Source organism: Pseudomonas fluorescens (assembly GCF_000730425.1).
GTDB lineage: Bacteria > Pseudomonadota > Gammaproteobacteria > Pseudomonadales > Pseudomonadaceae > Aquipseudomonas > Aquipseudomonas fluorescens_X.
On sequence record NZ_CP008896.1, the window covers coordinates 3,761,950 to 3,784,665 of the forward strand.

General features: G+C 60.4%; 21 protein-coding genes. 14 read left to right on the top strand and 7 right to left on the bottom strand.

Annotated elements, in window-relative coordinates:
- Positions 1–39 precede the first annotated feature (39 nt).
- The 8 genes from uvrD to HZ99_RS16935 all read left to right on the top strand — a co-directional run bounded on the left by uvrD (position 40) and on the right by HZ99_RS16935 (position 11,196).
- Positions 40–2,223: a DNA helicase II gene (uvrD, locus tag HZ99_RS16900; RefSeq protein ID WP_038444569.1), complete on the top strand. Its 2,184-nt coding sequence runs from the start codon at positions 40–42 to the stop codon at positions 2,221–2,223.
- Between the two features lie 196 nt (positions 2,224–2,419).
- Positions 2,420–3,292, top strand: a complete 873-nt coding sequence (locus HZ99_RS16905) for a Tim44 domain-containing protein (protein WP_038444571.1) — start codon at positions 2,420–2,422, stop codon at positions 3,290–3,292.
- Between the two features lie 185 nt (positions 3,293–3,477).
- Positions 3,478–3,975, top strand: a complete 498-nt coding sequence (locus HZ99_RS16910; protein ID WP_038444572.1) for an RNA polymerase sigma factor — start codon at positions 3,478–3,480, stop codon at positions 3,973–3,975.
- Between the two features lie 43 nt (positions 3,976–4,018).
- Complete coding sequence (locus HZ99_RS16915) at positions 4,019–4,999, top strand: FecR family protein (RefSeq protein WP_235205528.1); 981 nt, start codon at positions 4,019–4,021, stop codon at positions 4,997–4,999.
- A gap of 135 nt (positions 5,000–5,134) precedes the next feature.
- Positions 5,135–8,251, top strand: a complete 3,117-nt coding sequence (locus HZ99_RS16920; protein WP_038444574.1) for a TonB-dependent receptor domain-containing protein — start codon at positions 5,135–5,137, stop codon at positions 8,249–8,251.
- 87 nt (positions 8,252–8,338) lie between these two features.
- Positions 8,339–9,097, top strand: a complete 759-nt coding sequence (locus HZ99_RS16925; RefSeq protein ID WP_038444576.1) for a Slam-dependent surface lipoprotein — start codon at positions 8,339–8,341, stop codon at positions 9,095–9,097.
- 92 nt (positions 9,098–9,189) lie between these two features.
- Positions 9,190–10,689, top strand: a complete 1,500-nt coding sequence (locus HZ99_RS16930; protein ID WP_051903176.1) for a surface lipoprotein assembly modifier — start codon at positions 9,190–9,192, stop codon at positions 10,687–10,689.
- A 99-nt stretch (positions 10,690–10,788) separates the two neighbouring features.
- Positions 10,789–11,196 carry an SMI1/KNR4 family protein gene (locus HZ99_RS16935; protein WP_029290059.1) on the top strand — a complete coding sequence of 136 codons (408 nt, stop codon included), beginning with the start codon at positions 10,789–10,791 and terminating at the stop codon, positions 11,194–11,196.
- Between the two features lie 79 nt (positions 11,197–11,275).
- On the opposite strand, the gene HZ99_RS16940 is transcribed toward HZ99_RS16935, so the two are convergent.
- The gene (locus tag HZ99_RS16940) at positions 11,276–13,039 is read right to left on the bottom strand and encodes a cation:proton antiporter (RefSeq protein WP_038444578.1); all 1,764 of its coding nucleotides are present in this window, start codon (positions 13,037–13,039) and stop codon (positions 11,276–11,278) included.
- 293 nt (positions 13,040–13,332) lie between these two features.
- On the opposite strand from HZ99_RS16940, the gene HZ99_RS16945 reads away from it, so the two are divergent.
- On the top strand, positions 13,333–13,818 hold the full coding sequence (locus tag HZ99_RS16945) for an acyl-CoA thioesterase (protein ID WP_038444579.1): 486 nt from the start codon (positions 13,333–13,335) through the stop codon (positions 13,816–13,818).
- A 47-nt stretch (positions 13,819–13,865) separates the two neighbouring features.
- On the opposite strand, the gene pdxY is transcribed toward HZ99_RS16945, so the two are convergent.
- Positions 13,866–14,738: a pyridoxal kinase PdxY gene (gene pdxY / locus HZ99_RS16950; RefSeq protein ID WP_038444581.1), complete on the bottom strand. Its 873-nt coding sequence runs from the start codon at positions 14,736–14,738 to the stop codon at positions 13,866–13,868.
- 116 nt (positions 14,739–14,854) lie between these two features.
- Between pdxY and HZ99_RS16955 the strand changes: the two genes are divergently transcribed.
- Complete coding sequence (locus tag HZ99_RS16955) at positions 14,855–15,247, top strand: DUF3301 domain-containing protein (RefSeq protein WP_038444583.1); 393 nt, start codon at positions 14,855–14,857, stop codon at positions 15,245–15,247.
- Here HZ99_RS16955 and HZ99_RS16960 read toward each other — a convergent pair.
- The 4 genes from HZ99_RS16960 to dksA are packed head-to-tail and all read right to left on the bottom strand — an operon-like array spanning position 15,241 to position 18,532.
- A complete protein-coding gene (locus tag HZ99_RS16960; protein ID WP_038444585.1) occupies positions 15,241–16,203 on the bottom strand; it encodes a CobW family GTP-binding protein in 963 nt (320 codons plus the stop codon). The genes HZ99_RS16955 and HZ99_RS16960 overlap by 7 nt on opposite strands.
- A gap of 45 nt (positions 16,204–16,248) precedes the next feature.
- Entirely contained in the window at positions 16,249–16,893 is a 645-nt protein-coding gene (locus tag HZ99_RS16965) for a DUF1826 domain-containing protein (protein WP_038444587.1), read from the bottom strand.
- On the bottom strand, positions 16,893–18,101 hold the full coding sequence (zigA, locus tag HZ99_RS16970; protein WP_038444590.1) for a zinc metallochaperone GTPase ZigA: 1,209 nt from the start codon (positions 18,099–18,101) through the stop codon (positions 16,893–16,895). Before zigA ends, HZ99_RS16965 begins: the two co-directional genes overlap by 1 nt.
- A 26-nt stretch (positions 18,102–18,127) precedes the next feature.
- Positions 18,128–18,532, bottom strand: coding sequence for an RNA polymerase-binding protein DksA (gene dksA, locus HZ99_RS16975; RefSeq protein WP_038444592.1), 405 nt, complete (start codon positions 18,530–18,532; stop codon positions 18,128–18,130).
- Positions 18,533–18,658: 126 nt separating this feature from the next.
- Here dksA and HZ99_RS16980 point away from each other — a divergent pair, with 126 nt between their 5' ends.
- Positions 18,659–19,027 carry a hypothetical protein gene (locus HZ99_RS16980; RefSeq protein WP_038444594.1) on the top strand — a complete coding sequence of 123 codons (369 nt, stop codon included), beginning with the start codon at positions 18,659–18,661 and terminating at the stop codon, positions 19,025–19,027.
- Here the strand turns inward: HZ99_RS16980 and HZ99_RS16985 are convergent.
- Positions 19,024–20,199 carry an N-acetylmuramoyl-L-alanine amidase gene (locus HZ99_RS16985; RefSeq protein ID WP_038444596.1) on the bottom strand — a complete coding sequence of 392 codons (1,176 nt, stop codon included), beginning with the start codon at positions 20,197–20,199 and terminating at the stop codon, positions 19,024–19,026. The genes HZ99_RS16980 and HZ99_RS16985 overlap by 4 nt on opposite strands.
- An 81-nt stretch (positions 20,200–20,280) precedes the next feature.
- Here HZ99_RS16985 and folE2 point away from each other — a divergent pair, with 81 nt between their 5' ends.
- From folE2 to HZ99_RS17000, 3 genes are read left to right on the top strand one after another with little or no spacing between them, the layout of a single operon-like run.
- Entirely contained in the window at positions 20,281–21,177 is an 897-nt protein-coding gene (gene folE2 / locus HZ99_RS16990; protein WP_038444598.1) for a GTP cyclohydrolase FolE2, read from the top strand.
- A complete protein-coding gene (locus HZ99_RS16995; protein ID WP_038444600.1) occupies positions 21,174–21,842 on the top strand; it encodes a metal ABC transporter ATP-binding protein in 669 nt (222 codons plus the stop codon). The genes folE2 and HZ99_RS16995 overlap by 4 nt, the downstream gene beginning before the upstream one ends.
- Positions 21,842–22,708: a metal ABC transporter permease gene (locus HZ99_RS17000; protein ID WP_038444601.1), complete on the top strand. Its 867-nt coding sequence runs from the start codon at positions 21,842–21,844 to the stop codon at positions 22,706–22,708. Before HZ99_RS16995 ends, HZ99_RS17000 begins: the two co-directional genes overlap by 1 nt.
- Positions 22,709–22,716: the final 8 nt, after the last annotated feature.

The following is a 22,716-nucleotide window of genomic DNA, read 5'->3' on the forward strand; positions in this document are numbered from 1 at the left end:
GGATTTGCCCCCCTTCCCCCGGCACCCTAGAATGCGCCGATGCGCGATGATCTCTCTCTTTTGCTGAACTCCCTCAACGATGCCCAACGCCAGGCCGTAGCAGCCCCCGTTGGCCGTCAGTTGGTCCTGGCCGGTGCTGGCTCCGGTAAAACCCGAGTGCTGGTGCACCGTATCGCCTGGTTGATCCAGGTCGAAAACGCGTCCCCGCATTCCATCCTGTCGGTGACCTTCACCAACAAGGCCGCTGCCGAGATGCGCCACCGCATCGAGCAGTTGATGGGCATCAGCCCGGCCGGGATGTGGGTTGGCACCTTCCACGGCCTGGCGCACCGCTTGTTGCGGGCGCACTGGCAGGAGGCGGGCCTGGCCCAGACCTTCCAGATTCTCGACAGCGATGACCAGCAACGCCTGGTCAAGCGAGTGATCCGCGAGCTGGGCCTGGATGAGCAACGCTGGCCGGTGCGCCAGGCCCAGTGGTTTATCAACGGCCAGAAAGACGAAGGCCTGCGCCCGCAACATATCCAGGCCAGTGGCGACCTGTTCCTGGCCACCATGCGCAGCATTTATGAAGCCTATGAAGTGGCCTGCCAGCGTGCGGGGGTCATCGACTTCTCCGAACTGCTGCTGCGGGCCCTCGATCTGTGGCGCGACAACCCCGGCTTGCTGGCCCATTACCAGAAGCGCTTCCGGCACATCCTGGTGGATGAGTTCCAGGACACCAACGCCGTGCAGTACGCCTGGCTGCGCTTGCTGGCCAAGGGCGGCGACAGCCTGATGGTCGTGGGCGACGATGATCAGTCGATCTACGGTTGGCGCGGCGCGAAAATCGAGAACATCTACCAGTATTCCGACGACTTCCCCGACGCCGAGACCATTCGCCTGGAGCAGAACTATCGCTCCACCGCCGGGATCCTCAAGGCCGCCAACGCCTTGATCGCCAATAACACCGGGCGCCTGGGCAAGGAGTTGTGGACCGACGGCGGCGAAGGCGAGGCGATCAACCTCTACGCCGCTTTCAACGAGCACGACGAAGCCCGCTACGTGGTGGAAACCATTGAAAGTGCCCTGAAAACCGGGCTGGCCCGTAGCGATATCGCCATTTTGTATCGCTCCAACGCCCAGTCGCGGGTGCTCGAAGAGGCCTTGCTGCGTGAGCGCATCCCCTACCGCATCTACGGCGGCCAGCGCTTCTTCGAGCGCGCAGAAATCAAGAACGCCATGGCCTACCTGCGCCTGCTGGAAGGGCGTGGCAACGATGCGGCGCTGGAGCGGGTGATCAACGTGCCAGCACGGGGGATTGGCGAGAAAACCGTCGAGGCGATCCGCGAGCACGCACGGCACAGCGATGTGTCGATGTGGGAGGCCATGCGCCTGCTGATCGTCAATAAAGGCCTGACAGGTCGCGCTGCCGGGGCTTTGGGCGGGTTTGTCGAGTTGATCGACACCCTCGCCGCCAAGTGCCTGGAAATGCCGCTGCACCTGATGACCCAGACCGTGATCGAACAGTCCGGCCTGATCGCTTATCACGAAGCGGAAAAAGGCGAGAAAGGCCAGGCCCGGGTAGAAAACCTTGAGGAACTGGTCAGCGCCGCCCGCGCTTTCGAGAACAGCGAGGAGGATGCCGAGCTGTCGCCGCTGGCTGCGTTCCTCGGCCATGCGTCCCTGGAAGCCGGCGATACCCAGGCCGACGAACACGAGGACAGCGTGCAGCTGATGACGCTGCACAGTGCCAAGGGCCTGGAATTCCCCTACGTGTTCCTGGTGGGCATGGAAGAAGGGTTGTTCCCGCACAAGATGAGCCTGGAAGAACCTGGCCGCCTTGAAGAAGAACGCCGCCTGGCCTACGTGGGCATCACCCGGGCGATGCAGAACCTGGTGATGACCTACGCCGAGACACGTCGCCTGTATGGCAGCGAGACTTACAACAAGGTGTCGCGGTTCGTGCGGGAAGTGCCGAAAGGGCTGATTCAGGAAGTGCGCTTGTCCAATAGCGTCAGCCGGCCGTTTGGCGGAGGCCAGCAGCAGAACTCCAGCAACCTGTTTGCCGGCTCGGAAATTCCCGAGACCCCGTTCAGTCTCGGCCAGCAGGTCAGGCATGCGATCTTTGGCGAGGGGGTGATCCTCAACTTCGAAGGCGCCGGGGCCCAGGCCCGGGTGCAGGTGAACTTCGCCGAGGGCAGCAAATGGCTGATGATGGGTTACGCCAAGCTCGAAGCGGTGTAATGGGCTAATCACCCTCCCCTGTAGGAGCCGGCTTGCTGGCCCCTACAAGGTGGATAGATTACGCATGGGTGTAATTAGCCCTACAGACCATTCGGATTATGTCTTACGCAAAAGCCCGAAACATTATGCCGCTAGCCACTGACTCTGCACCTGTGCAACATGGCGCGCGTGCAATCCACAAATGGGAATTCCCTTTATGAAACGTTTTCTTAGCATCGCCATGGCGTTGTGCATCGGCCTGACGATGAGCCTCGACGCCAACGCCAAACGCTTCGGTGGCGGCAAAAGCTCCGGCGCAGCGCCGAGCCACCAGACCAGCCAAATGGCCCCTGCCGCTGGCGGCATGGGCGGAGCGGCTGCCACCGCAGGTGCAGCCGGTGCCGCAGGCGCTGCTGCCAAGGCCGGCGGTGCTTCGCGCTGGTTGGGTCCCCTGGCCGGCATCGCCGCCGGTGGCCTGCTCGCCTCCATGTTCATGGGCGGCGGCTTCCAGGGCATGCAGATCTTCGACATCCTGATCATGGCGGTCATCGCCTTTGTGATCTTCCGCTTTATCGCCGCCCGTCGTCGCAAGCAGCAGGAGCACCTGGCTCCAGCCGGCGCGCCGATGCAGCGTGAAGTGTTCGAGCAGAAGCCTGCCATGGGTTCGATCTTCGGCGGCTCGGCAGCACCGGCTGCCACCCGTCCGGTGATCAATGCGCCAGCCTGGTTCAACGAAGAGCGTTTCGTCGAAGCGGCCCGCAACCACTTCCAGTCCCTGCAGCAACACTGGGACGCCAACGAAATGGACAAGATCGCCGAGTTCGTGACCCCGCAATTGCTGGAGTTCCTCAAGCGCGAGCGCGCCGAGTTGGGCGACGGCTTCCAGTCGACCTATATCGACGACCTGCGTGTGCAGTTGGAAGGTGTGGATGATCGCGCCGACAAGACTATCGCCACCCTGACCTTCAGCGGTACCTCGAAGACTTCGCGCTTTGACCAGGGCGAAGTGTTCAGCGAAAGCTGGAACATGGAGCGCCCGCAAGGCGAAAACCAGCCTTGGCTGGTTGCCGGTATCCGCCAGAACGGCTGATCCGCTAAGGCCTGGAGCCTGCTGTAACAAACACCCCGGCCGTGTGCAGTGCTTTTTGAAGCCTGCACCGCCGGGGTGTTTTTTTGCCTGTGGAAAAGTGGGTGCGCAGTTTTGCTGGATTAATGAGAACGACTCTCATTATACTCGCCCTCCCCGGTTCTGCCCGAGCATAGGAAAGTGCCGCCGTGCTGGAAAAACTGTTCACTCAACATGCACCCGCATTGCATCGTTACCTGTTGCGCAAGAAGTGCTCACCAAGCCTGGCCTCGGACCTGGTGCAGGACACCTTCCTGCGCATCGCCCAGTTGGAGAGCCTGGAACGCGTGCTGTGCGCGCCGTCCTATCTGTTTCGGGTGGCGCACAACCTGATGATCGACCATCACCGCCGTTATGGCGAAAAGCGCTACGACAACGACCCCACCGCCTTCTTCGCCACCCTGGTCGACGAAACCAGTTGCCCCGAAGAGCAGGCCCTCGGTGCGCTGGAGCTGGAGCACCTGGAAAGCCTGTTGGAGCGCATGCCGCCCCGTACCCGCGACGTGTTCATGCTCTGCCGGGTAGAGGGCATGACGCACAAAGAGACCGCGCGCTATTTACGGATATCCACAAGCTCTGTACAAAAACACATGGCAATGGCCCTGGCCAGGATTGGTCGGGCGCTGGAACCGGGCCAAGAGGGCTGAGCCTTGTGTACGATAAAGAGCCAAAAGGTAAATAGACCGAACCGTGAACGCCTCCCCACACACTATCGACCCGGTAGAGCGCAAAGCTGCCGACTGGGTGATGCGCCATCGCCAAGGACAGCTTTCGGCACGTGAACTCGAGGCCTTTCAGCGCTGGCTGGCCGCTGACCCACTGCACGCTGCCGCCGTCGAGCGCGCAAACCGTGCGTGGCAGGCCACCGCGCAGCTCAAACAACGTCCCGGTTATGTAAAACCCCAGCGCCCGCCGCGTTCTGCCTGGCTGCGCATGCCGGTGGTCGGCGGCAGCGCTGTGGCCGCGCTGGCGTTGGGCTGCTGGATGCTGCTGGCCCCGCCCTTCTGGGTCCAGGCCCTGAACAGTGACTATCACACCGGTTTTGGCGAAGTGCGCCAGATCACCCTGGCCGACGGCAGCCAGGTGCAGCTGGGCAGCCACAGCCTCCTGAGCCTGGCCTATGACGACCAGACCCGCCGGGTGCGCCTGAGCCAAGGCGAGGCGATCTTCACTCCGGCACCGATGAATGAAACGGAGCGGCGCCCCTTCACCGTACAAGCACCGGGAGCCGATATCACGGCGCGTGGCACGCGTTACCTGGTGGGTGTCGGCAAGGATCGCGAAGGCTGGGTGGGCGTGTTGCAACACCGGGTCGAGGTCAACCTGACCCAACACGGGCGCGATGAAGCGGCCGGCTCTGCCCTGCTGGAGCAGGGCAACAGCCTGCACTTCAGCCCCAGAACGGGCCTGGTACCCCTGAACACCAGCCCCGAGGAACTGGCCAGTTGGCAGGAAGGCCGGCTGGTTTTCCAGCGTGAATCCCTGGCCGACGCCGCAGCCCGCATCAATCGTTACCGACCGGGGCTGGTGTTGGTCAAGGGCGAGGCGCTGCGCAATGCCCGGGTCAGTGCGGTGATGCGCCTGGACAACCTCGACGACGCGCTTAAACACCTGGTGGCGCAAGTCCACGGGCGCATGATCGACCTGCCAGGACTGACGCTGATTTACTGAGCGACCTCAGTCAGCGCTAACTTCAAAATTATATAAAAAACAAAACAAATAGATCATAACGATCTATCGCGTTTTTGCAGCTGAGCCGTTTCTACTACATGTGAATAAATCTTATTTACTTTAGTGAGGCCGGTTTTGCAGACGCAAGAGAACAACAAAAAGTGCAAGGCGACAAAACGCACCCGACTGAGCCTGGGGATTCAGCTGGCCGCTCTTGCACTGGTCGCCGATGCCGCCACCCTCAGCCCTGTGCTGGCGGCGCCCTCCGCGAGTGCAAAACACGCCCCGGCCACTGATACACACAATTTCGACGTGCCCACCCTGGCGCTGGATCAAGCCCTGGTACTCCTGGCGCGCCAGGCCGGTGTCGAGCTCTACCTGGGCAGCAACGACCTCACCAACAGCTACGGCAACCCGGTCAAGGGGCGCCTGTCCCTCGACGCCGCGCTGCAAACGCTGCTGGCCAATCAAGGGGTCAGCTACAGCCTCACCGGTTCGTCCGAGCGCCCGATTATCCAAGTGCAATCGACGCCGAACTCGGCAGGCATCCAGGCCGGCGACCTGCATCCAACCTACGTAATGGGCATGGAGGGCAAGCAGTCCCGGGACGAGAAGGGCTACAACGACATCTACGACCAAGACATCTCCTCGGTCTACGCCGGCAAGGAGCAGATCGAACGCTACAAAGGCGCGGCCCCTGCCGACATGTTCAAGGGCATGCTCAACGTGTACAGCGGCGACTCGCGCAACAGCGGCGCGCTGGACCCGAACATCCGCGGCATCCAGGGCCCGGGCCGCGTGCCTCTGACCATCGATGGCACCGAGCAGGCAATCACCGCTTATCGCGGCTATATGGGCGCCAACAACCGCAACTACATCGACCCCAACCTGATCGGCAGCATCAAGGTGCTCAAGGGGCCGAACCTGGAGCGCAACGTCTACAGCGGCATTGGCGGCGCAGTAGTGGCCAGCACCCTGAATGTCGATGACATCCTCAAGGAAGATCAGGCATTCGGTGGCGAGCTGAAAATCGAAGGCAGCAACAACTCGGTGTCCCCCAAACTGCCGACACTGATGACCGGGCAGATGCCCAGCCCCGACTACAAGTACTTCCCTATCAGCGGCTATTACGACCCTTCGCTGTACAAACACCCACGCACCAGCAGCAGCAACAAGTTGCTGTCCAGTGATGACGCGGCCTACCGCCTGGCCCTGGGTACGCGCCAGGAAAAATTCGAACTGCTGGCCGCTTACGCCTTCCGGGAAAAGGGCAACCACTACGCGGGCAAGAACAAGAGCGACTTCTATTCCAGCGGGAAACAGATCAACGGCCAGTTTGACTACATCCCTAACCTTGCGACCATCTACAAACCCGGCGATGAAGTGCCCAACACCTCCAGCAAAATGGAATCCTGGCTGGGCAAGGCCAAGCTCAAGATTGATGAAAACCAATCCCTGGAATTCGGCTACCGCGACACCGATGCGCTGTACGGCGAAATCATGCCCTCGCGGATCTCGTTCTTTACGCCTGGCACGATCTACGACGCCGCCACCAATGGCGTACCGCAGTGGCCGCTGAGCCATGTGCAAAGCAAGGCCTACAACCTGGAATACAACCTCAAGCCCGAGGGCAACCCGTGGGTGGATTTCTATTCCAACCTGTGGATGACCAACACCCGCAGCGATACCTACAGCAGCGGCGGCGTGCCCAACCAAACCACCATGGCCGACCCGGTGTTCCGAAACACCGCCCTGGCCAACGCCAAGCACGACCGTATCGGCCTGATCGCCAGCAACAAATTCAAGTTACTCGACAGCCTCGACCTGACCCTGGGCGGTAGTTACCAACATGAAAAGTTAGGCTCGAACGACAACTACTACGATCCGATCATCAGCGACACCTTGCGTATGTACCCCCGGGCCGGACGGCGTGAAGAGCAGGAATACAACTTCAAGTTCGATTGGCGCCCCGTGAGCTTCGCCAAGTTTGAAGCCGGCATGCGGTATTCGTCTTATTGGGCATTTGATGATTATTTGAAAGGTGCGCAGGACAAGAGCGGTATAACGACACAATACGAAGACACCGGAAGGTCCGTGTACTACACCACGCGCAAAACCCTGTCGGATGCCGAACTGCAGGCAACCATCGATAAAAAAGTCGCCGCTGAAAAGGTCTTCTGGGACATGTTTGACACTCCAGAGTCGGAGCGCCAAGAACTAATAGCACTGATCAAACAAGAAACACCTCGTGTACAAGACACCCAACACACGGCAGATTGGGCGAGCGACGGAAAAGGTCGTTACGCTCGCAGTAACAATCCCTGCATCAACGGCTTGAGCGCCGGTGAAAACATCATTTCCTGCAGAGCATCCGGTAACGGGGATGGTTACCAGCAAGACATCAGTGCCAAGCACCAGAAAGACAGCGGCTGGACCCCGAGCCTGTCCGGCACTTTCTATACCTCGGAAAACGGCCGGGTCTATCTGCGCTACAGCGAGGCCATCCGTTATCCAAGCATGTTCGAAAGCACCATCGGCTTCTCCTCCTCCGTCAATCCCTGGGGGCTCAAGCCCGAACATGCCCACAACTATGAAGCCGCCTACATCCATAACCTGGCCGGCTGGGGTGGCAGCGAAACCGCCGATATCAAGCTGAGTTACTACTACAACACCACGAAAAACGTGATCGAGCGCAGCCCGCAACTGCGCTTCACCAACCTGGAAAAGCAGGTCACCTCTGGCGTGGAAATCCAGGGCCGCTATGACAGCGGGCGCTTTTTCACCGACATGAGCATCGGCCATGTCCTGAAGAACAAAGTCTGCGATGAAGATTCCGCCGTGTCCGTCAGCACCGATGGCAGTACCCCCAACTGCGTGGATGACGGCTTCGTTGGCGGTTATCTGGTCAGCATGGCGATGCCGGAATGGACTGCCAACCTGGGCCTGGGGGCCCGTTTTCTTGATCGAAAACTGGAAGTGGGCGGGCGCGCCATTTATTACCGTCAGCATGAAAGCAAGTTCTACAACAACTACCCCAACAGTGCCATGGTCAGTTATTACCTGAATACACCCATGTCATGGGACAAGATCATTACTTATGACGCTTATGTTAACTACAAGTTAACCGATGACGCCTCAATAGAACTGATCGGCACCAACTTGAGCAACTTGTATTACATCGACCCACTGACGCGTTCGGCGATGCCCGCGCCAGGGCGAACCTTAAAACTCGCTTTTACCACTACGTTTTAACTCTGGAGGTAGCGCATGGGAGGCTAAGAAGTAATTGGCAAACGCTTGACGTGTTGACTTAATTTAAATCACTCAATGGATGATGAAATGAAATCTTTCAACTACACAGTATTGGCAGTAGCACTTCTTGGTCTGGCCGGCGTTGCCCAGGCAGACTCTTCTTCGGCACAAAGTTACACCGGCACTATCGTCGTCGGCGGCACGGGCGCTTCATCCCCTAACCACCCAAGCTCGCCAGGCCAGCCAGCCGTGGGTGTCCTCGCCTTCTACGGTGGCGCAAAAGTGCCCTTCAGTGGCCTCAAAGGCATGGTGGCCACCGACGCCAACGGCGTAACCACCATCACCCCGGCAATGATGCCGGCCTCTCACTCTGCCCTTGGCAACTTCGACTTCAAACAGGTCGCCAGCCAGCAGGTGTACTACGGTGAATGGTCGCAGACCGGCGCCACCAACGACCCGAGCCGCGTCGTGTACTACTCCGGCGACACCACCGGCCGAGTACTGCCAACCGCCAACGTGACTTATGCAGTGCAGGGCATCAACAACTACTCCGGAGCCAACGTGCTGTCCGGCGACCTGACCGCCTCATTCGGCACCGCAGCGCCAACCCTCGTCGGCTCGCTGAGCAACAGTGCGCTGAAAGTTCAAGTCACCGCCGCCATCGACACCGCCACTGCAGGCTTCGCCGGCACGGCCCAGGCGCGTAACACCGCAACCAACGCACTGCTTTCCTCCGGCACTTCGCAAGGCAGCTTCTTCGGCGCAGGCTCCACCGCGTCGCTGGCCGGTATCGCCAAGTTCGCCAACCGCGACTACGACACCGCCTTCGGTGGCGTCGCCAAGTAATCGCCGGTTGAGCCTGTTGTAGCACCACCGAGCAAGTGCCTGCCCCCAGGCACTTGCTTTTGGCGTTTTGAAGCGATCCCGAGAGCCCGGTAATGCCCCAGCCCTACTGCAAGCGATCCCTTGCGCTCCACGCTTTGCCCTTTTTCCTGCTGTTGTCCATCGCCCCGGCGGTAATCGCCGCCGACCAGGACACCAGCCTGCGCCTGAACCAAACCATCGAGTACCGCGCCAACCAGCAAGAGCGCGAGTTGCTCAAGGATGAACTGCCCAGCGACGGTGCCGCACCGCTGTTGAATATCGATGGGCAGACCTACAGCGTCGGCAACAACCTCGATGAGCTGGGTCGTGCGGTGTACCTGTCCATCGAGCGCCAGCAATGGCCGCAGGCCAGGGACTATCTAAAGCGCTACACCGCCTTGCCCGGCCATGACCCGATGCTCACCGCCTATGCCAAGGGCGGCCTGGCCCGCGCCGACGGCAACCTTGAACAGGCCGAAGACTATTACCGCCAATTGCTGGCGATACAATCCGACTTCCTGCCCGGCCGCCTGGAACTGGCGCGGGTGCTGTTCGAAAACCGCAAGGATGGCGAGTCCAACGCCGCCTTCCAACAGATCAGCAGCGGCCTCAGCCCAGCCGACGCGCAGGCCATGGGCGTGGGCAAGACGGTCGACAGTTTTCTGCAGGCCCTGGACCACCGTGAAGACTGGCAAGGCTCCTTCGCCATCGGCCCGACCTGGGGTAAAAACCTCAACCAGTCTCCTGAAAGTACGGTGACTTACCGTTTCGTCACCGCTGAAGAAACCATCCTGGTCAGGCGCTCACTGCCCAAGGCCGTCTCTGCCCGTGGTGCAGATTACGAGGCCACGCTCAACAAACGCATCGCCATCAGCGGTCACCACGGGGTGTTCATGCGCTCGCTGTTGTATGGCCAGGCCTATGAAAAAGAGAGCAAGTACAACGAAGGCACCCTCATCAACAATGCGGGCTACAGCTACCACGATGCCAGGAACCAGTACTCTCTCGGGCCGTCGTATGAATTCAACACCATTGCCGACAACGCCATGTACAGCGCCTGGGGACTGCGCGGCGAATGGATTCACACATTATCGGCCACGCGTATGTTCAAGCTGGAAGGCGAATACAAGGACATGGCCTATAAACACGAACTCAATACCAACCTCGACGGCGGGATCACTTCGGTCTACGCCACCCTGTGGCAAGCCCTGCCTCAGCGCTGGACGCTGTTCGGCGGTGTGGACCTGAGCCAACGCAACACCCGGGACCGCACCCAGGCCTACCTGCAAAAAGGCGTGCGGCTAGGGGTCGCCAAGGATTTCGACGTAGGCGTCAGCGCCGTGCTGTTCGCTTCGTACCGCAAGCGTCAATACGATGCCTACAGCGCGATTGTTGATGACCGACGCAGCGACGATGAACAAGGCTACACCTTTATCCTGCGCGCCCCACGCCTGGCGGTGATGGATGTGGTGCCCAGCCTAACGGTCAAGTACAACAAAGTCGTAAGCAATGTCGACTGGCTTTATTCCTACGACAAAAACAGCATCAGCCTAAAGCTGGAAAAGCAGTTTTGACCGACTACACCGGGTTTTCTATTTCGCGGTTGCACTTATAGCGAGCTACTGTATAAAACGCCCCTATAAACCGCGCCATCTAGCATGAGGATCCCGGCCGTGGAAGAAGTTATCGAACAATTGCGTGAAGCCAACGAACCGGTACCGGTTCCTCTGGAACTGCCCGACGAAGACCAGTTGGTGGAAGTCGAAGAACAGCTGTTTATCAACATCCCGTTTGTGTTCAAGGAATTCCTGCTGACCGTCAGCGATGTGGTGTATGGCAGCCTGGAGCCGGTGACTATCACCGATCCCCAGTCCCACACCTATCTGCCGGAAGTCGCCGCCAATGCCTGGGATATCGGCGTACCTCGCGAGCTGATCCCGATTTGCCAGGATGGCGACGACTACTACTGCGTCGAAGAAGACGGCACGGTGGTGCTGTGGTCCGGCGAAGAAGAGCTGGTCACCGAAGAGTCCTGGGAGTCGGTGTGGCACTGGGCACGGGATGTCTGGCTGGAAAGCTGATACCTGCGGATCGCCCGAATGCCCTTGCAGGAGCCGGCTTGCCGGCTTCTGCAGTGAATCGTTTGGCAATTGATAGTGGTCAGCGCTCCGGCGTGTCCTTGTGGTTATCCAGGGTTTCCAGCAAGGCCACCTGCATGCGCGTATGCACGCGGATGAACCAGCGCCAGAGCACCGCTGCCACTGCGGCGGTTACCACCGCGATCAACACCAGCAACTTGTTGGTCGGCAAAATACTGGCCGACAAGGCGGCCAAAAGCAGGAAGATCACCAGTAGCGAGAGAATCGGGATCAGTTCGGCAATCACTCGCCGCAGGCGCTGGGTATGGCGCCCGGCCATTTCCGGCTTCACGCTCATCTCTGCCAGCAACATCGACAGCGCCTTGAGCTTGCGATAAGCCGCGATCAAAAATGGCAGCGACAGCAACAACGCACCGCCCCAGATTAATGCCTTCTGCCAACTCGGATCACTGATCCAGCCTTCCAGATACCCACCTATTCGCGCCGCGAAAAAGCTGCCGGTAAAGAAAATCGCCACCACCAGCGCCAGGTTCACCCCGACCTGCAGGATAATCTTGCGGATCATCGACGCCAGCATCGCGCCTTCGCCCTGGGGCTGGATGCTGCGCAGCCATTCACCATACAGACCAAACACGCGGCTCAAGCGCTGGGGCATCACCGCTGCGATCTTCAATGACAATGGGTCGGCGCCACGAATCAGGTACGGCGTCAGCAACGTAGTAATGGCAGAAACCGCGACAGCCACCGGGTAGAGAAAGTCGCTGGTCACCTGCAAGGTCATCCCCAGCGCCGCGATGATGAAGGAAAACTCGCCAATTTGTGACAGGCCCATCCCTACCCGCAACGAGGTGCGGCCATCGTTACCCGCGATAAACGCGCCAAGGCCACAGGACAGCATCTTGCCCAGCACCACGGCCACGGTAATCACCGCAATCGGCCAGGCGTATTGCAGCAGGATCTGCGGGTCGATCATCAAGCCGATGGCTACAAAGAAGATCGCGCTGAACATGTCGCGAACCGGCTCGATCAGGCGCTCGATTTTCAGCAACTGCCGGGACTCGGCCATGATCGCACCGATCAGGAAGGCCCCCAGCACCATGCTGTATTCGAGCTTGACCACCAACAGGCAAAAACCGAAGCACAACCCCAGCACGGTGATCAGCAGCATCTCGTTGCTTTCAAACTTGGCCACATAGGCCAGCAACCGCGGGACCAGCAAAATGCCGATCACCAAGGCCACGATCATGAACAGCGAGAGCTTGCCGACCGTGGAAAACACCTCGCCGGAGCTGACCGTACCGCTGACGGCGATGCTCGATAACAAGGCGATGATGCCAATGCCCAGGATGTCTTCGACGATCAGCACGCCAAAGATCAGTTGGGCAAAACGCTGGTTTTTCATCTTCAGGTCGTTGAGCGCCTTGACGATGATGGTGGTCGAGGAAATCGCCAGGATCGCGCCGAGGAACAGCGAGTCCATGGTGTTCCAGTCGAACCATTGGCCGATTTCGTAGCCAATCCAGATCATCAGGATGATTTCCAGGAAGGCCGCGATAAACGCCGTGGCGCCCACCTTGAACAGCTTGCGCAGGCTGAACTCCAGGCCCAGGCAGAACATCAGGAAGATCACCCCCAGTTCCGCCAGGGTCTTGATGGTGTCTTCATCGTGGATCAGGCCGAATGGCGGTGTGTGTGGGCCAATGATGAAGCCGGCGACGATGTACCCCAGGACAACCGGTTGCTTGAGGCGGTGGAACAGGATGGTCACCACCCCTGCCACGAGCATGATCACGGCCAAATCCTGGATAAAGCTGATGGCGTGCATGGCGAGGGGCTCCTTGAGGGTACTGGCACTTTTCCGAGTTCCACGCAGCCGCCAAAACGGTTCGTAATGTATGGAAGGAAAAGTCTGCCTTATTCGTAAGAAATGCCCTTGAAATGGGCTTTTCAAGGGTAACACCGCGACTTCCGGCAGAAAGCCGGTGCAATATATGGAAACAGATCGTCTTGGGCGTGACGGCAAGCCCCGCCCTGGCGTCCCGTAAGGGATGGCGCTGTAACGATTTCAGCATCCGCAGAGGTGCCCCCCCAACCAATGCCTATAACCGTGAGTGTGCTATGGAACCCGGAACCGCCCAGCTGTCGATGACGGTATTGATGACCCCTGACATGGCCAACTTCTCAGGCAATGTCCATGGCGGCACCCTGCTCAAGTATCTCGACGAAGTGGCCTACGCCTGCGCCAGCCGTTATGCCGGTCGCTACGTAGTCACACTGTCGGTGGACCAGGTGATTTTTCGCGAGCCGATCCATGTGGGCGAGCTGGTGACGTTCCTGGCGTCGGTCAACTACACCGGTAACACGTCGATGGAAGTGGGGATCAAGGTCGTCACCGAGAACATCCGCGAGCGCTCGGTACGCCATACCAACAGTTGCTTCTTTACGATGGTCGCCGTCGACGACGACCGCAAACCCGCCGCGGTGCCGGCATTGCAGCCACAGAGCAGTGAAGACAAGCGCCGGTTTATCCAGGGCAAGCAGCGTCGGCTGGTCCGCCAGGAGCTGGAGAAGCGCTACCAGGAAATCAAGGCCGATACCCTGTAGGACACAACCCCTGTAAGCGCTGGCATGCCAGTGCCTACAGGGGGTGTTCAGAGGCTGATCGGGCTGGCCTCGAAGCGCACGCGTGGATGGGCAATACGGTCCTGGGCCCGCACCAATTCCAACTCGTAGCTGGCGCATGCCTGGGTTTCCAGCAGTACTTCGTGCACCGCGGCGGCGGTAAACTCGAAGGCGGCCAGCAGGCTGTCACCCAACAGCACCCGCGCCAGGAACAGGCCCGACGTCAGGTCGCCCACCCCCACTGGCTGGCGCGGGAACGCCAGCAATGGCCGACGCAGGTGCCAACTGCCTTCGGCAGTCACCAGCAGCATTTCGAAACCGTCCGCCAGCTTGCCCGGGTAGTCCAGGTGCTTGACCAGCACCGCTTTGGGCCCACGCGCCAGCAGGGTCCGCGCCATGCCCAGGCAATCGAACAGCGACTGCGGCTTACGCCCGCAGAAGCTGTCGAGCTCCAATTGATTTGGGCACAGGATGTCCGCCATGGCGACCGCCTCGTCCAACAGAAAATCACTGACTTCCTGGGGCACGATGCAGCCCTTTTCCGGATGGCCCATCACCGGGTCGCACAGATACAGGGCCTTGGGATTGATCGCCTTGATCCGCGCCACTCCCGTCAAAATCGCTCGGCCCTGGGCGGCACTGCCCAGGTAACCGGATAGCACGGCATCACAGTTGCCCAACTCGCCAATCGCCGCGATCCCTTCTACCAATGCCGGAATTTGCTGCGGCGCCAACACTTCTCCCGCCCACTGGCCATACTGGGTATGGTTGGAGAACTGCACGGTGTTGAGCGGCCAGACATTCACCCCCACCCGCTGCATAGGAAACACGGCGGCGCTGTTGCCGGCATGGCCGAAAACCACATGGGACTGGATCGCAAGCAGATGAGGCGTACGTTTCATGCAGGGGACTTCCGTAAAACCGTTAAATTCTGGCCGCGCAGTATGCGACTAAAAGCAGCCTGTACGACAGACCGGAGACACAGTTAAGCTGGCCTTACTTTGTTGGAGCAAATCGCATGCTGACCCTGGGAAATATCTTTGTGCTGATGCTGCTGGCGGCGGCTGCCGCCTGGGTGTGGCACAACCACGGCCTGCGCGAGCGGGCGCTGGAGAGGGTCAAACAGCATTGCGCCAAGCTCGACATCGAACTGCTCGACGGTGCCGTGGCCTTGAAACGCATCGGTTTCGTCAAGGACGCCAACGGGCGTCGGCGCTTGGCGCGGGTCTACAATTTCGAGTTCACCGTGACCGGCGAAGCCCGCCATCCCGGCACCATCACCCAATTTGGCGCCCACAGTGCACAGATCGAGCTGGCCCCCTACCCGTTTGAAATAAAGACGCCACCGCCTAGCGCCGAAGTGATTGAACTGAGCCAGTGGCGCCAGGAGCACGGCAAGAGCCGTCACTGACGGCAAGCGGCCAGGGCTTGTTGCAAGACCGCCACGGTTTGCTCCTCACTGAAGATCAGTTCGATACGCGAGTCCCGGCGCCATTCACTGGGTTGCCAGGTGAGCGGGGTGTTATCCACAGCGTTGGCCGAAACCCAGCCATCGGCGCTGTGAATGACCAGTTTGGCACGGCGCCAGTCCAGGCCCTGCAACCATTGGCGCAACAGCGTGGGGTCGAACTGCTGGCTCGGGTGCCAGCGCCAACCAATGCTCCACGCGCCTTCCTGAGCCTGATGCAGGCAAATCGGCACGCACGGATCACTCCAGATTGCCGGGATTTGCGCCAACGCCTTGGGCATTTGAACGTTATCCACAGCCGCCTCGGCCTGCGCGTCCAACCCCGGCAGCCGGGCCAGTGGCAACTGCGCCTGCCGGGTCCAGTAGACCTCGCTGGCCGGCAGCGCCCTTTCGATCGCAGTACGTTGTGCGGCGTCCAGCCCCTCATCCTTGTTCAACAGCAGTAACCCGGCGCTGGCCAATGCGTCGTGTTGCGCGTCGGGCAACGGTCTGCCCGCCGCCAGTGCCTGGGCATCGAGTACCAATACACAAGGCTGGACGGCCAGCACGGTTTGCCAGGGTGCCTGGCGCAACTGCGCAAGCAATTGCGCCGGGTGCCCCAACCCCGAGGGTTCGATAAACAGCCGGTCCGGCTGGGCCTTACGCAGCAGACGGCCCAGACCTACCTGGAATGGCGCACCGTTCACACAACACAAACAGCCACCGGCCACTTCGCCGAGGGCAATGCCGTCGTCATCCAGGGTCAGCAGCGCAGCGTCCAGGCCAATCTGCCCGAACTCGTTGATCAACACCGCCCAGCGCTCGTCGGGCGGACGCTGGCTGAGCAGGTGCTTGATCAAGCTGGTCTTGCCAGCCCCCAACGGGCCGGCAATCACATGGGTGGGAATATTCTGCAACATCGTGGACATTATTCAGGCCGTGTAGAGACGCTTGATCCTACCCGGTTATGCCAACCAATCCAGCGTCAGAATCAGCCGCCGTTCATTGGCGGCCAACGCCGGTGAACGATGAATCAAGCCGTAGCCTTCATTGCCGCGCCACTTTTCGCCCTTGAGCAGGGCGACTTCGCCACAGTGGATCTGCTCGATACGCTCACTGGGCTGCACGTCCGCCTGGCCCAACTGGCGACGGTCCATTCCCCCTTCACGCAGCCACTGACTGCCAATGCCAGCGTAGGTGGTGATCAAGCGCACGGGCACATGGTCGACGTGAAAGCGCGGGCACATGGCCTTGTCTAACAGCCTCAGCCGCACGCCAATGCGCTTGGCCCCCAACAGGCAGGCAAAGGCGCTGACCAGCCAAGCCACATCGGCGATAAACCCGTCGTAGCCCTCAAGATCACGGCAGCCTGCAGCCAGGCCCTGCAAGTTGGGCTCAGCCTCTTCGCTGTCCAACTCCACCACCAGCGACTCTGCCAGCGGCTCGTCCAGCGAGACCAACAAGGCGCCAAATTCAGCGATGTGCAGTGGCAGCCGGCGCTGCCACAACGCCAGGTTGACGCCGTTATCCAGGATGTCGGCCAGCGCCAGCGGGGTTTCCCCACGGGTCTGGCGAATGACCGGGCGCAGTTGAATCACAGGTGCCAGCATCAGGCGGCAGCCTCCTCGTACCAAGGGCCAAAAGGATCGACCAGCAGGCGCCAACCTTCGACGCCCAAGGCCATTTCATCATCCGTCAGCAGGCACGCATCCAGTTCGGCGCGCAGCTGCGCAAAATCGATGTTCTGCCCGATAAACACCAGTTCCTGGCGGCAATCGCCGGTGCTCAGTTGCCAGTTGCCCATGATCGCCGCGACGCTTTCCGGGTCCTCGGGCCATTGGCCCTTGGGCACAAAGCGCCACCAGCGACCGGCAAAACCATGGCGCATCAGGCCACCGGCCTGGGACCAACTGCCGGCGTCGCGGTGCTTGCTGGCCAGCCAGAAAAACCCTTTGGAGCGCAGCAGCTTGCCGTTGCTCCACGGGCGGTCGATAAAGTCGAAAAACCGCTGGGGATGAAATGGCCGGCGTGCACGATAGGCTGTGGAGGCGATGCCATACTCCTGCGTCTCCGGCACATGTTCGCCGCGCAGCTCCTGTAACCAGCCCGGTGCCTGGGCCGCGCGCTCGAAATCAAAACGCCCGGTGTTGAGGATCTCGGCCAACGGCACTTCGCCCATCACCATGGGAATAATGCGTGCCTGGGCATTCAGGCGCTCCAGGATGGCCATCAGCTCTTCACGCTCATGGCTGCCGATCAGGTCGATCTTGCTGATCAGAATGACGTCGGCAAACTCAATCTGTTCGATCAGCAGGTCGGTGATCGAGCGCTCATCCTCCTCGCCCAGGGTTTCGCCCCGGGATGCCAGGCTTTCGGCAGCCTGGTAATCAAGCAGGAAGTTCATGCCATCGACCACCGTGACCATGGTGTCAAGCCGTGCAACGTCCGCCAGGCTCTGGCCATTTTCATCGCGAAAGGTGAAGGTTTCGGCCACTGGCAGCGGCTCGGAAATACCGGTGGATTCGATCAGCAGGTAATCGAACCGGCCATCCCTGGCGAGTTTTCCTACCTCGACCAGCAAGTCTTCACGCAAGGTGCAGCAGATGCAGCCGTTGCTCATTTCGACCAGTTTTTCTTCCGCGCGATTGAGGCTGACGTCGCGCTGGACCTCGCCGCCGTCAATGTTGATTTCGCTCATGTCGTTGACGATCACCGCCACTCGCAGGTTTTCGCGGTTGCGCAGGACATAATTGAGCAGCGTGCTTTTACCGGCGCCGAGAAATCCGGACAGTACGGTAACGGGTAGACGGTCGGTCATCAGGGGTTCCTCATCAGGGTGGCCGGTCAAATCGCCCGTTGGTGGCGTTCGCGCAGCTCTTCACGTTCTTTGGCTTCGATACACAGGGTGGCCGTCGGCCGCAGCAACAGGCGCTTGAGGCCGATCGGCTCGCCCGTTTCGCGGCACCAGCCGTATTCACCACGGGCCAGCAGCTCCAGGGCTTCATCGATCTTGTCCAGCAGCTTCTTTTCCCGCTCCAGCAGGCGCAGTTGCCAGTGGCGCTGTTCTTCGGCGCTGCCGACATCGGCAGGATCGCTGCTGGGTTCCTGCTCACGCAGCACTATGAACTCGGCGTCGATGCGTGTTTGCAAGTCAGAGCGCTGGGCCAACAGCAGCTCGCGGAAAAAAGCTTGCTGGGACTCATTCATGTAATCAGCAGGTGGCTGGGCGAGCAGGTCTTGTTCAGTCATCAGGGCGGTTCACGGGTCAGGCTGTGTTTTTATGTTATAGTATAACAATACAAATAAGCCAATCCCCTCTTGCCCAACACGACGAAGGGCGCAATCCTTGAGCCCCTCCCCATCCCGAGAAGCGCGATGAGATACCTGTTGTACGGCGTGTTGCTACTGACGGCGGCCCAAGCCAATGCTCAGGTGCCCAGCATGCTGGCCACCTGCACCCGCAGCGCCACCCTGTTGGCCTGCATCGATGCTCAGGGCAATGCCTACAGTGTGGCGACCGCAGGTAACATCACGTATTTGCGCGGGTTCGAGGTGATCGGCAAACGCTACTGGGCACAGACCAACAGCCGCTATGGCCAGCTGACGTTCTTTACCGGGCTGGCTTCCGACGGCGAGGCGTGGGTCGGCTACACGCGGCGGGTGGGCTGGACCACGATCAACCGGTTTTCCAGCTCCGGCGGCGCCAGCGCCAAATTCACTTGCAGTCGGATCAGTGGTTGCTAGGCCTGGCCTTTCTTCTGCTCCTGGGCCCAGGCCATATAACTGTTGATCGGTGGATTTTTCTGGAAGTAGCGCTGCAACCCTTCAAACAGGCCATCGGCGATTGCCTGTTGATGGCGCACGGTGACCAGCCGCTGGCTGTCCCGGGCGTTGGAGATAAAGCCGGTTTCCACCAGGATCGACGGCACGTCCGGCGACTTGAGAACCGCAAACCCAGCCTGCTCTACGCGCTTTTGATGCAACGTGGTGATGCCCGCCAGGCTGCCCAGTATGGTAGTGCCCAGTTGCAGGCTGGCGGCCAGGGTGGCGCTCATCGACATATCGAGGATGACCCCGGCGAGCATCGGGTCCTTGTCCTTGAGGTTGAGCAGACTGGTGGCACCCAGCAGGTCAGCGCCGTTTTCCCGCTGCGCCATGAAGCGTGCGGTCGCCGACGTGGCACCGCCTTCGGACAAGGCATACACCGAAGCCCCTGATGCGCTCAGCCGTGGTGCCGCATCCGCGTGCACCGAAATAAACATATCGGCCTTGTAGCGGCGGGCAATCTCCACCCGTTTGCGCAGCGGTACAAAGAAGTCATCGTTGCGTACCAGCTTCACGGTAAAGCCCTTCTCGCGTTTGAGCCGCTTGGCCAGCAACCGGGAAATCGCCAGTACGACATCTTTTTCCCGCTCACCTTTGGCACCCACGGCGCCGGGGTCCTTGCCACCATGGCCTGGGTCGACCACGACGATGATGTCGCGCTTGGGGTGAGCACTATCCAGCGGCGCCTGGCTGGGGCGACTGAGCAAATCCAGCACCAGGCGATGCCCCTGCCCATCCTGGGGTGGCAGGACAAAGCTGTTGAGCTGCATCGGCTGTACCAGATCGAGGACGATACGTGTGTCGCCCGTGCCGTGGCGCCCGGAGCGAATCGCGGTAATGCCACTGTTGGCCAGGGCCAATTGGCTGAAATCACCGCTCAGGCCGGCACCGCTCATATCGATGATCAGCCGCTCGGGCGCGCTCAAAGAAAAAGTCTTGTAACTCACCGGGCCGCTGAGATCGAACACCAGGCGTAACTTGTCATTCGAGCGCCACAGGCGCGCATTGCGAATCTGCGTCGCACTCACCGTAAAAGGTAACGAAAACACGGCGCTGGCCAGCAGCAAGTTAAGAAGTTGACGTCTGTGCATGACACTCACCGCAGAAAAATAATCGTCGCCTTAATTGTTATACTATAATATGTCGATTTATTGCCAACGATGGATCTGCTTATGAATGCGCTGACTCTGCCGGATATCGCCGCGCAGGCTTCTCGCCAAGCCTTGCCACTCGACTGGGTGGGCATGTGCGGCATTGCCCTCCCCATCCTGCTCGACGGCAAGCGCTTAAGCGCCACAGCCGATGCAGGGGTGAGCCTGGACGACGGTGAAGCGCGGGGCATTCATATGTCGCGCTTGTACCTGGCGCTGGAAATGCTTGAGCAACACGAGCTGCAACCGGCACTGCTGCGTCAGGTGCTGCAGGGCTTTCTCGATAGCCATGAAGGTTTATCGAACAGTGCGTACCTGCGGATTCATACCGACTTGCTGCTCAAACGCCCGGCGTTGGTCAGCCCGTTGGCCGGTTGGAAGAGCTATCCGGTGAGCATCGAAGCACGCCTGGAAAACCAGATGTTCCACGTGGAACTAAAAATTGACGTTACTTACTCCTCGACTTGCCCCTGCTCGGCTGCCCTCGCCAGGCAGTTGATTCAGCAGCAATTTATCAATGACTTCACTAACACGTCGCTGCAACACGAAGACGTGTTGACCTGGCTTGGCAGCGTCAAAGGGATTGTTGCCACGCCCCACAGTCAACGCAGCCATGCTCAAGTATGGGTTCATCTACAGCCCGACCAACCCACGCTGCCACTGACGGCTTTGATCGACCACGTTGAAGCGGCCCTCGGCACCGCCGTACAAACCGCCGTCAAACGTGCCGATGAACAAGCCTTTGCCTTGGCCAACGGCCAGAACCTGATGTTCTGTGAAGACGCTGCCCGGCGTCTGAACCTGGCGCTGCAACATTCGGATGCCGTACAAGCCTTTCACCTCAAAGTCATCCACGCCGAAAGCCTGCACGCCCACGATGCCGTGGCCGAAAGCCGTTGGACGAGGACCACCGCGTGATCCGCTGTAAAGCGCTGCGCTGGGGCGCTCCGGGCCAACCGCTGACACCGGCCACTGATATCGAACTGGGCAAAGGCAGCTTGACTGGCGTCATCGGCGCTAACGGGTCGGGTAAAAGCAGCTTGTTGAAAGTCATCGCTGGCCTGCAAAAACCCCTGGCCGGCCAGGTCACGCTGGATGTTCCACGGCGCGGTGGCCTGTCGTTCCTGGCACAGCAACAACACTTGGACCGGCAATTCCCCATCAGCCTGCAGGAACTGGTAGCCGCAGGTTTCTGGGGCGCAAAACACTCACCGCAACAACGCAGCCAACGCCTGCAAACGGTACTGGAAGACTGGTGCCTCAATGGCCTGGAGCAACGCCCCCTGATGGCCCTTTCCGGCGGCGAATTGCAACGTGCCCTGCTCGCGCGCCTGAGCCTGACCGAAGCGCCGGTGTTGTTGCTCGATGAACCCCATGCCGCGCTGGATGAACAAGGCCAGGCGCTACTGTGGAAACACATCCACACCTGGCATGCCGAAGGCCGCACCGTGTTGGTGGTCTGCCATAACTTGGCCGCTGTACGCCAACATCTGCCGCAGGCACTGCAGATCAAAAGCAGCGGCTGTGTACTGGCGCCAAGCACGCAGCTGATCCTTCAACAGCCTCAGATGCAGGTCGCCTGATGCACCTTGCCGCCCAACTGTGGATGCCCTTCAACGACTTCGTCTTTATGCGCCGCGCCCTGCTCGGTGGCCTGCTGCTGGCCTGTAGCACCGCGCCCCTGGGGGTGTTCCTGATCCTGCGGCGCATGAGCCTGATCGGTGATGCGGTGGCCCACGGCATCCTGCCCGGCGCCGCACTGGGCTTCTGGTTTGCCGGCCTGAGCCTGCCGGCCCTGACCCTCGGCGGCCTCGGTGCCGGTCTGGGCATGGCCGGCCTCGCCGCGTGGATCACCCGCCGCACCGGCCTGCGCGAAGACGCCAGCCTGGCGGCGATTTACCCGATTTCCCTGGCCGCTGGCGTACTGATCCTCGGCCTTGCCGGCAAGCGCCTGGACCTGCTGCACCTGCTGTTCGGCTCAGCGCTGGCGGTAGACGGCCCGACATTGACCGGCATGCTGTGGGTCTGCAGCTTGAGCCTGATTGCCCTGGCACTGATCTACAGGCTGCTGGTGCTGGACACCCTCGACCCGCTGTTCCTGCAAACCGTCAGCCGCCTCGGGCCATTGGCCCATGGGGTATTCCTGACCCTGGTGGTGTTGAACCTGGTGGTCGGTTTCCAGGCCATCGGCGCCTTGATGGTGGTCGGCCTGATGATGTTGCCCGCGGCGGCGTCACGCTTCTGGAGCCGGCGGCTGCCGACATTGATTGCCGTCTCGGCCGTGCTGGGAAGCCTCTCGGTGTGGCTTGGCCTGTTGCTGTCGTTCCATTACTCGCTGCCCAGCGGCCCCGCGATTGTGCTGGTAGCTGGCGGCTTGTACCTGCTGTCCGTGGTGTTCGGGCCGGTCCATGGCTTGCTGCGCCGCCCGCCCTTGCTCACATCCCAATGAGGTGTTTT

Bases quoted from the DNA above. Each gene is read 5' to 3' on its own strand.
- HZ99_RS16930 (WP_051903176.1), top strand. From the start codon at position 9,190: ATGCCCCAGCCCTACTGCAAGCGATCCCTTGCGCTCCACGCTTTGCCC.
- HZ99_RS16925 (WP_038444576.1), top strand. From the start codon at position 8,339: ATGAAATCTTTCAACTACACAGTATTGGCAGTAGCACTTCTTGGTCTG.
- HZ99_RS17000 (WP_038444601.1), top strand. From the start codon at position 21,842: ATGCACCTTGCCGCCCAACTGTGGATGCCCTTCAACGACTTCGTCTTT.
- zigA (WP_038444590.1), bottom strand. From the start codon at position 18,101: ATGACCGACCGTCTACCCGTTACCGTACTGTCCGGATTTCTCGGCGCC.
- HZ99_RS16955 (WP_038444583.1), top strand. From the start codon at position 14,855: ATGCTGACCCTGGGAAATATCTTTGTGCTGATGCTGCTGGCGGCGGCT.
- HZ99_RS16960 (WP_038444585.1), bottom strand. From the start codon at position 16,203: ATGTTGCAGAATATTCCCACCCATGTGATTGCCGGCCCGTTGGGGGCT.
- pdxY (WP_038444581.1), bottom strand. From the start codon at position 14,738: ATGAAACGTACGCCTCATCTGCTTGCGATCCAGTCCCATGTGGTTTTC.
- folE2 (WP_038444598.1), top strand. From the start codon at position 20,281: ATGAATGCGCTGACTCTGCCGGATATCGCCGCGCAGGCTTCTCGCCAA.
- uvrD (WP_038444569.1), top strand. From the start codon at position 40: ATGCGCGATGATCTCTCTCTTTTGCTGAACTCCCTCAACGATGCCCAA.
- HZ99_RS16985 (WP_038444596.1), bottom strand. From the start codon at position 20,199: ATGCACAGACGTCAACTTCTTAACTTGCTGCTGGCCAGCGCCGTGTTT.
- HZ99_RS16905 (WP_038444571.1), top strand. From the start codon at position 2,420: ATGAAACGTTTTCTTAGCATCGCCATGGCGTTGTGCATCGGCCTGACG.
- HZ99_RS16940 (WP_038444578.1), bottom strand. From the start codon at position 13,039: ATGCACGCCATCAGCTTTATCCAGGATTTGGCCGTGATCATGCTCGTG.
- HZ99_RS16945 (WP_038444579.1), top strand. From the start codon at position 13,333: ATGGAACCCGGAACCGCCCAGCTGTCGATGACGGTATTGATGACCCCT.
- HZ99_RS16965 (WP_038444587.1), bottom strand. From the start codon at position 16,893: ATGCTGGCACCTGTGATTCAACTGCGCCCGGTCATTCGCCAGACCCGT.
- HZ99_RS16980 (WP_038444594.1), top strand. From the start codon at position 18,659: ATGAGATACCTGTTGTACGGCGTGTTGCTACTGACGGCGGCCCAAGCC.
- dksA (WP_038444592.1), bottom strand. From the start codon at position 18,532: ATGACTGAACAAGACCTGCTCGCCCAGCCACCTGCTGATTACATGAAT.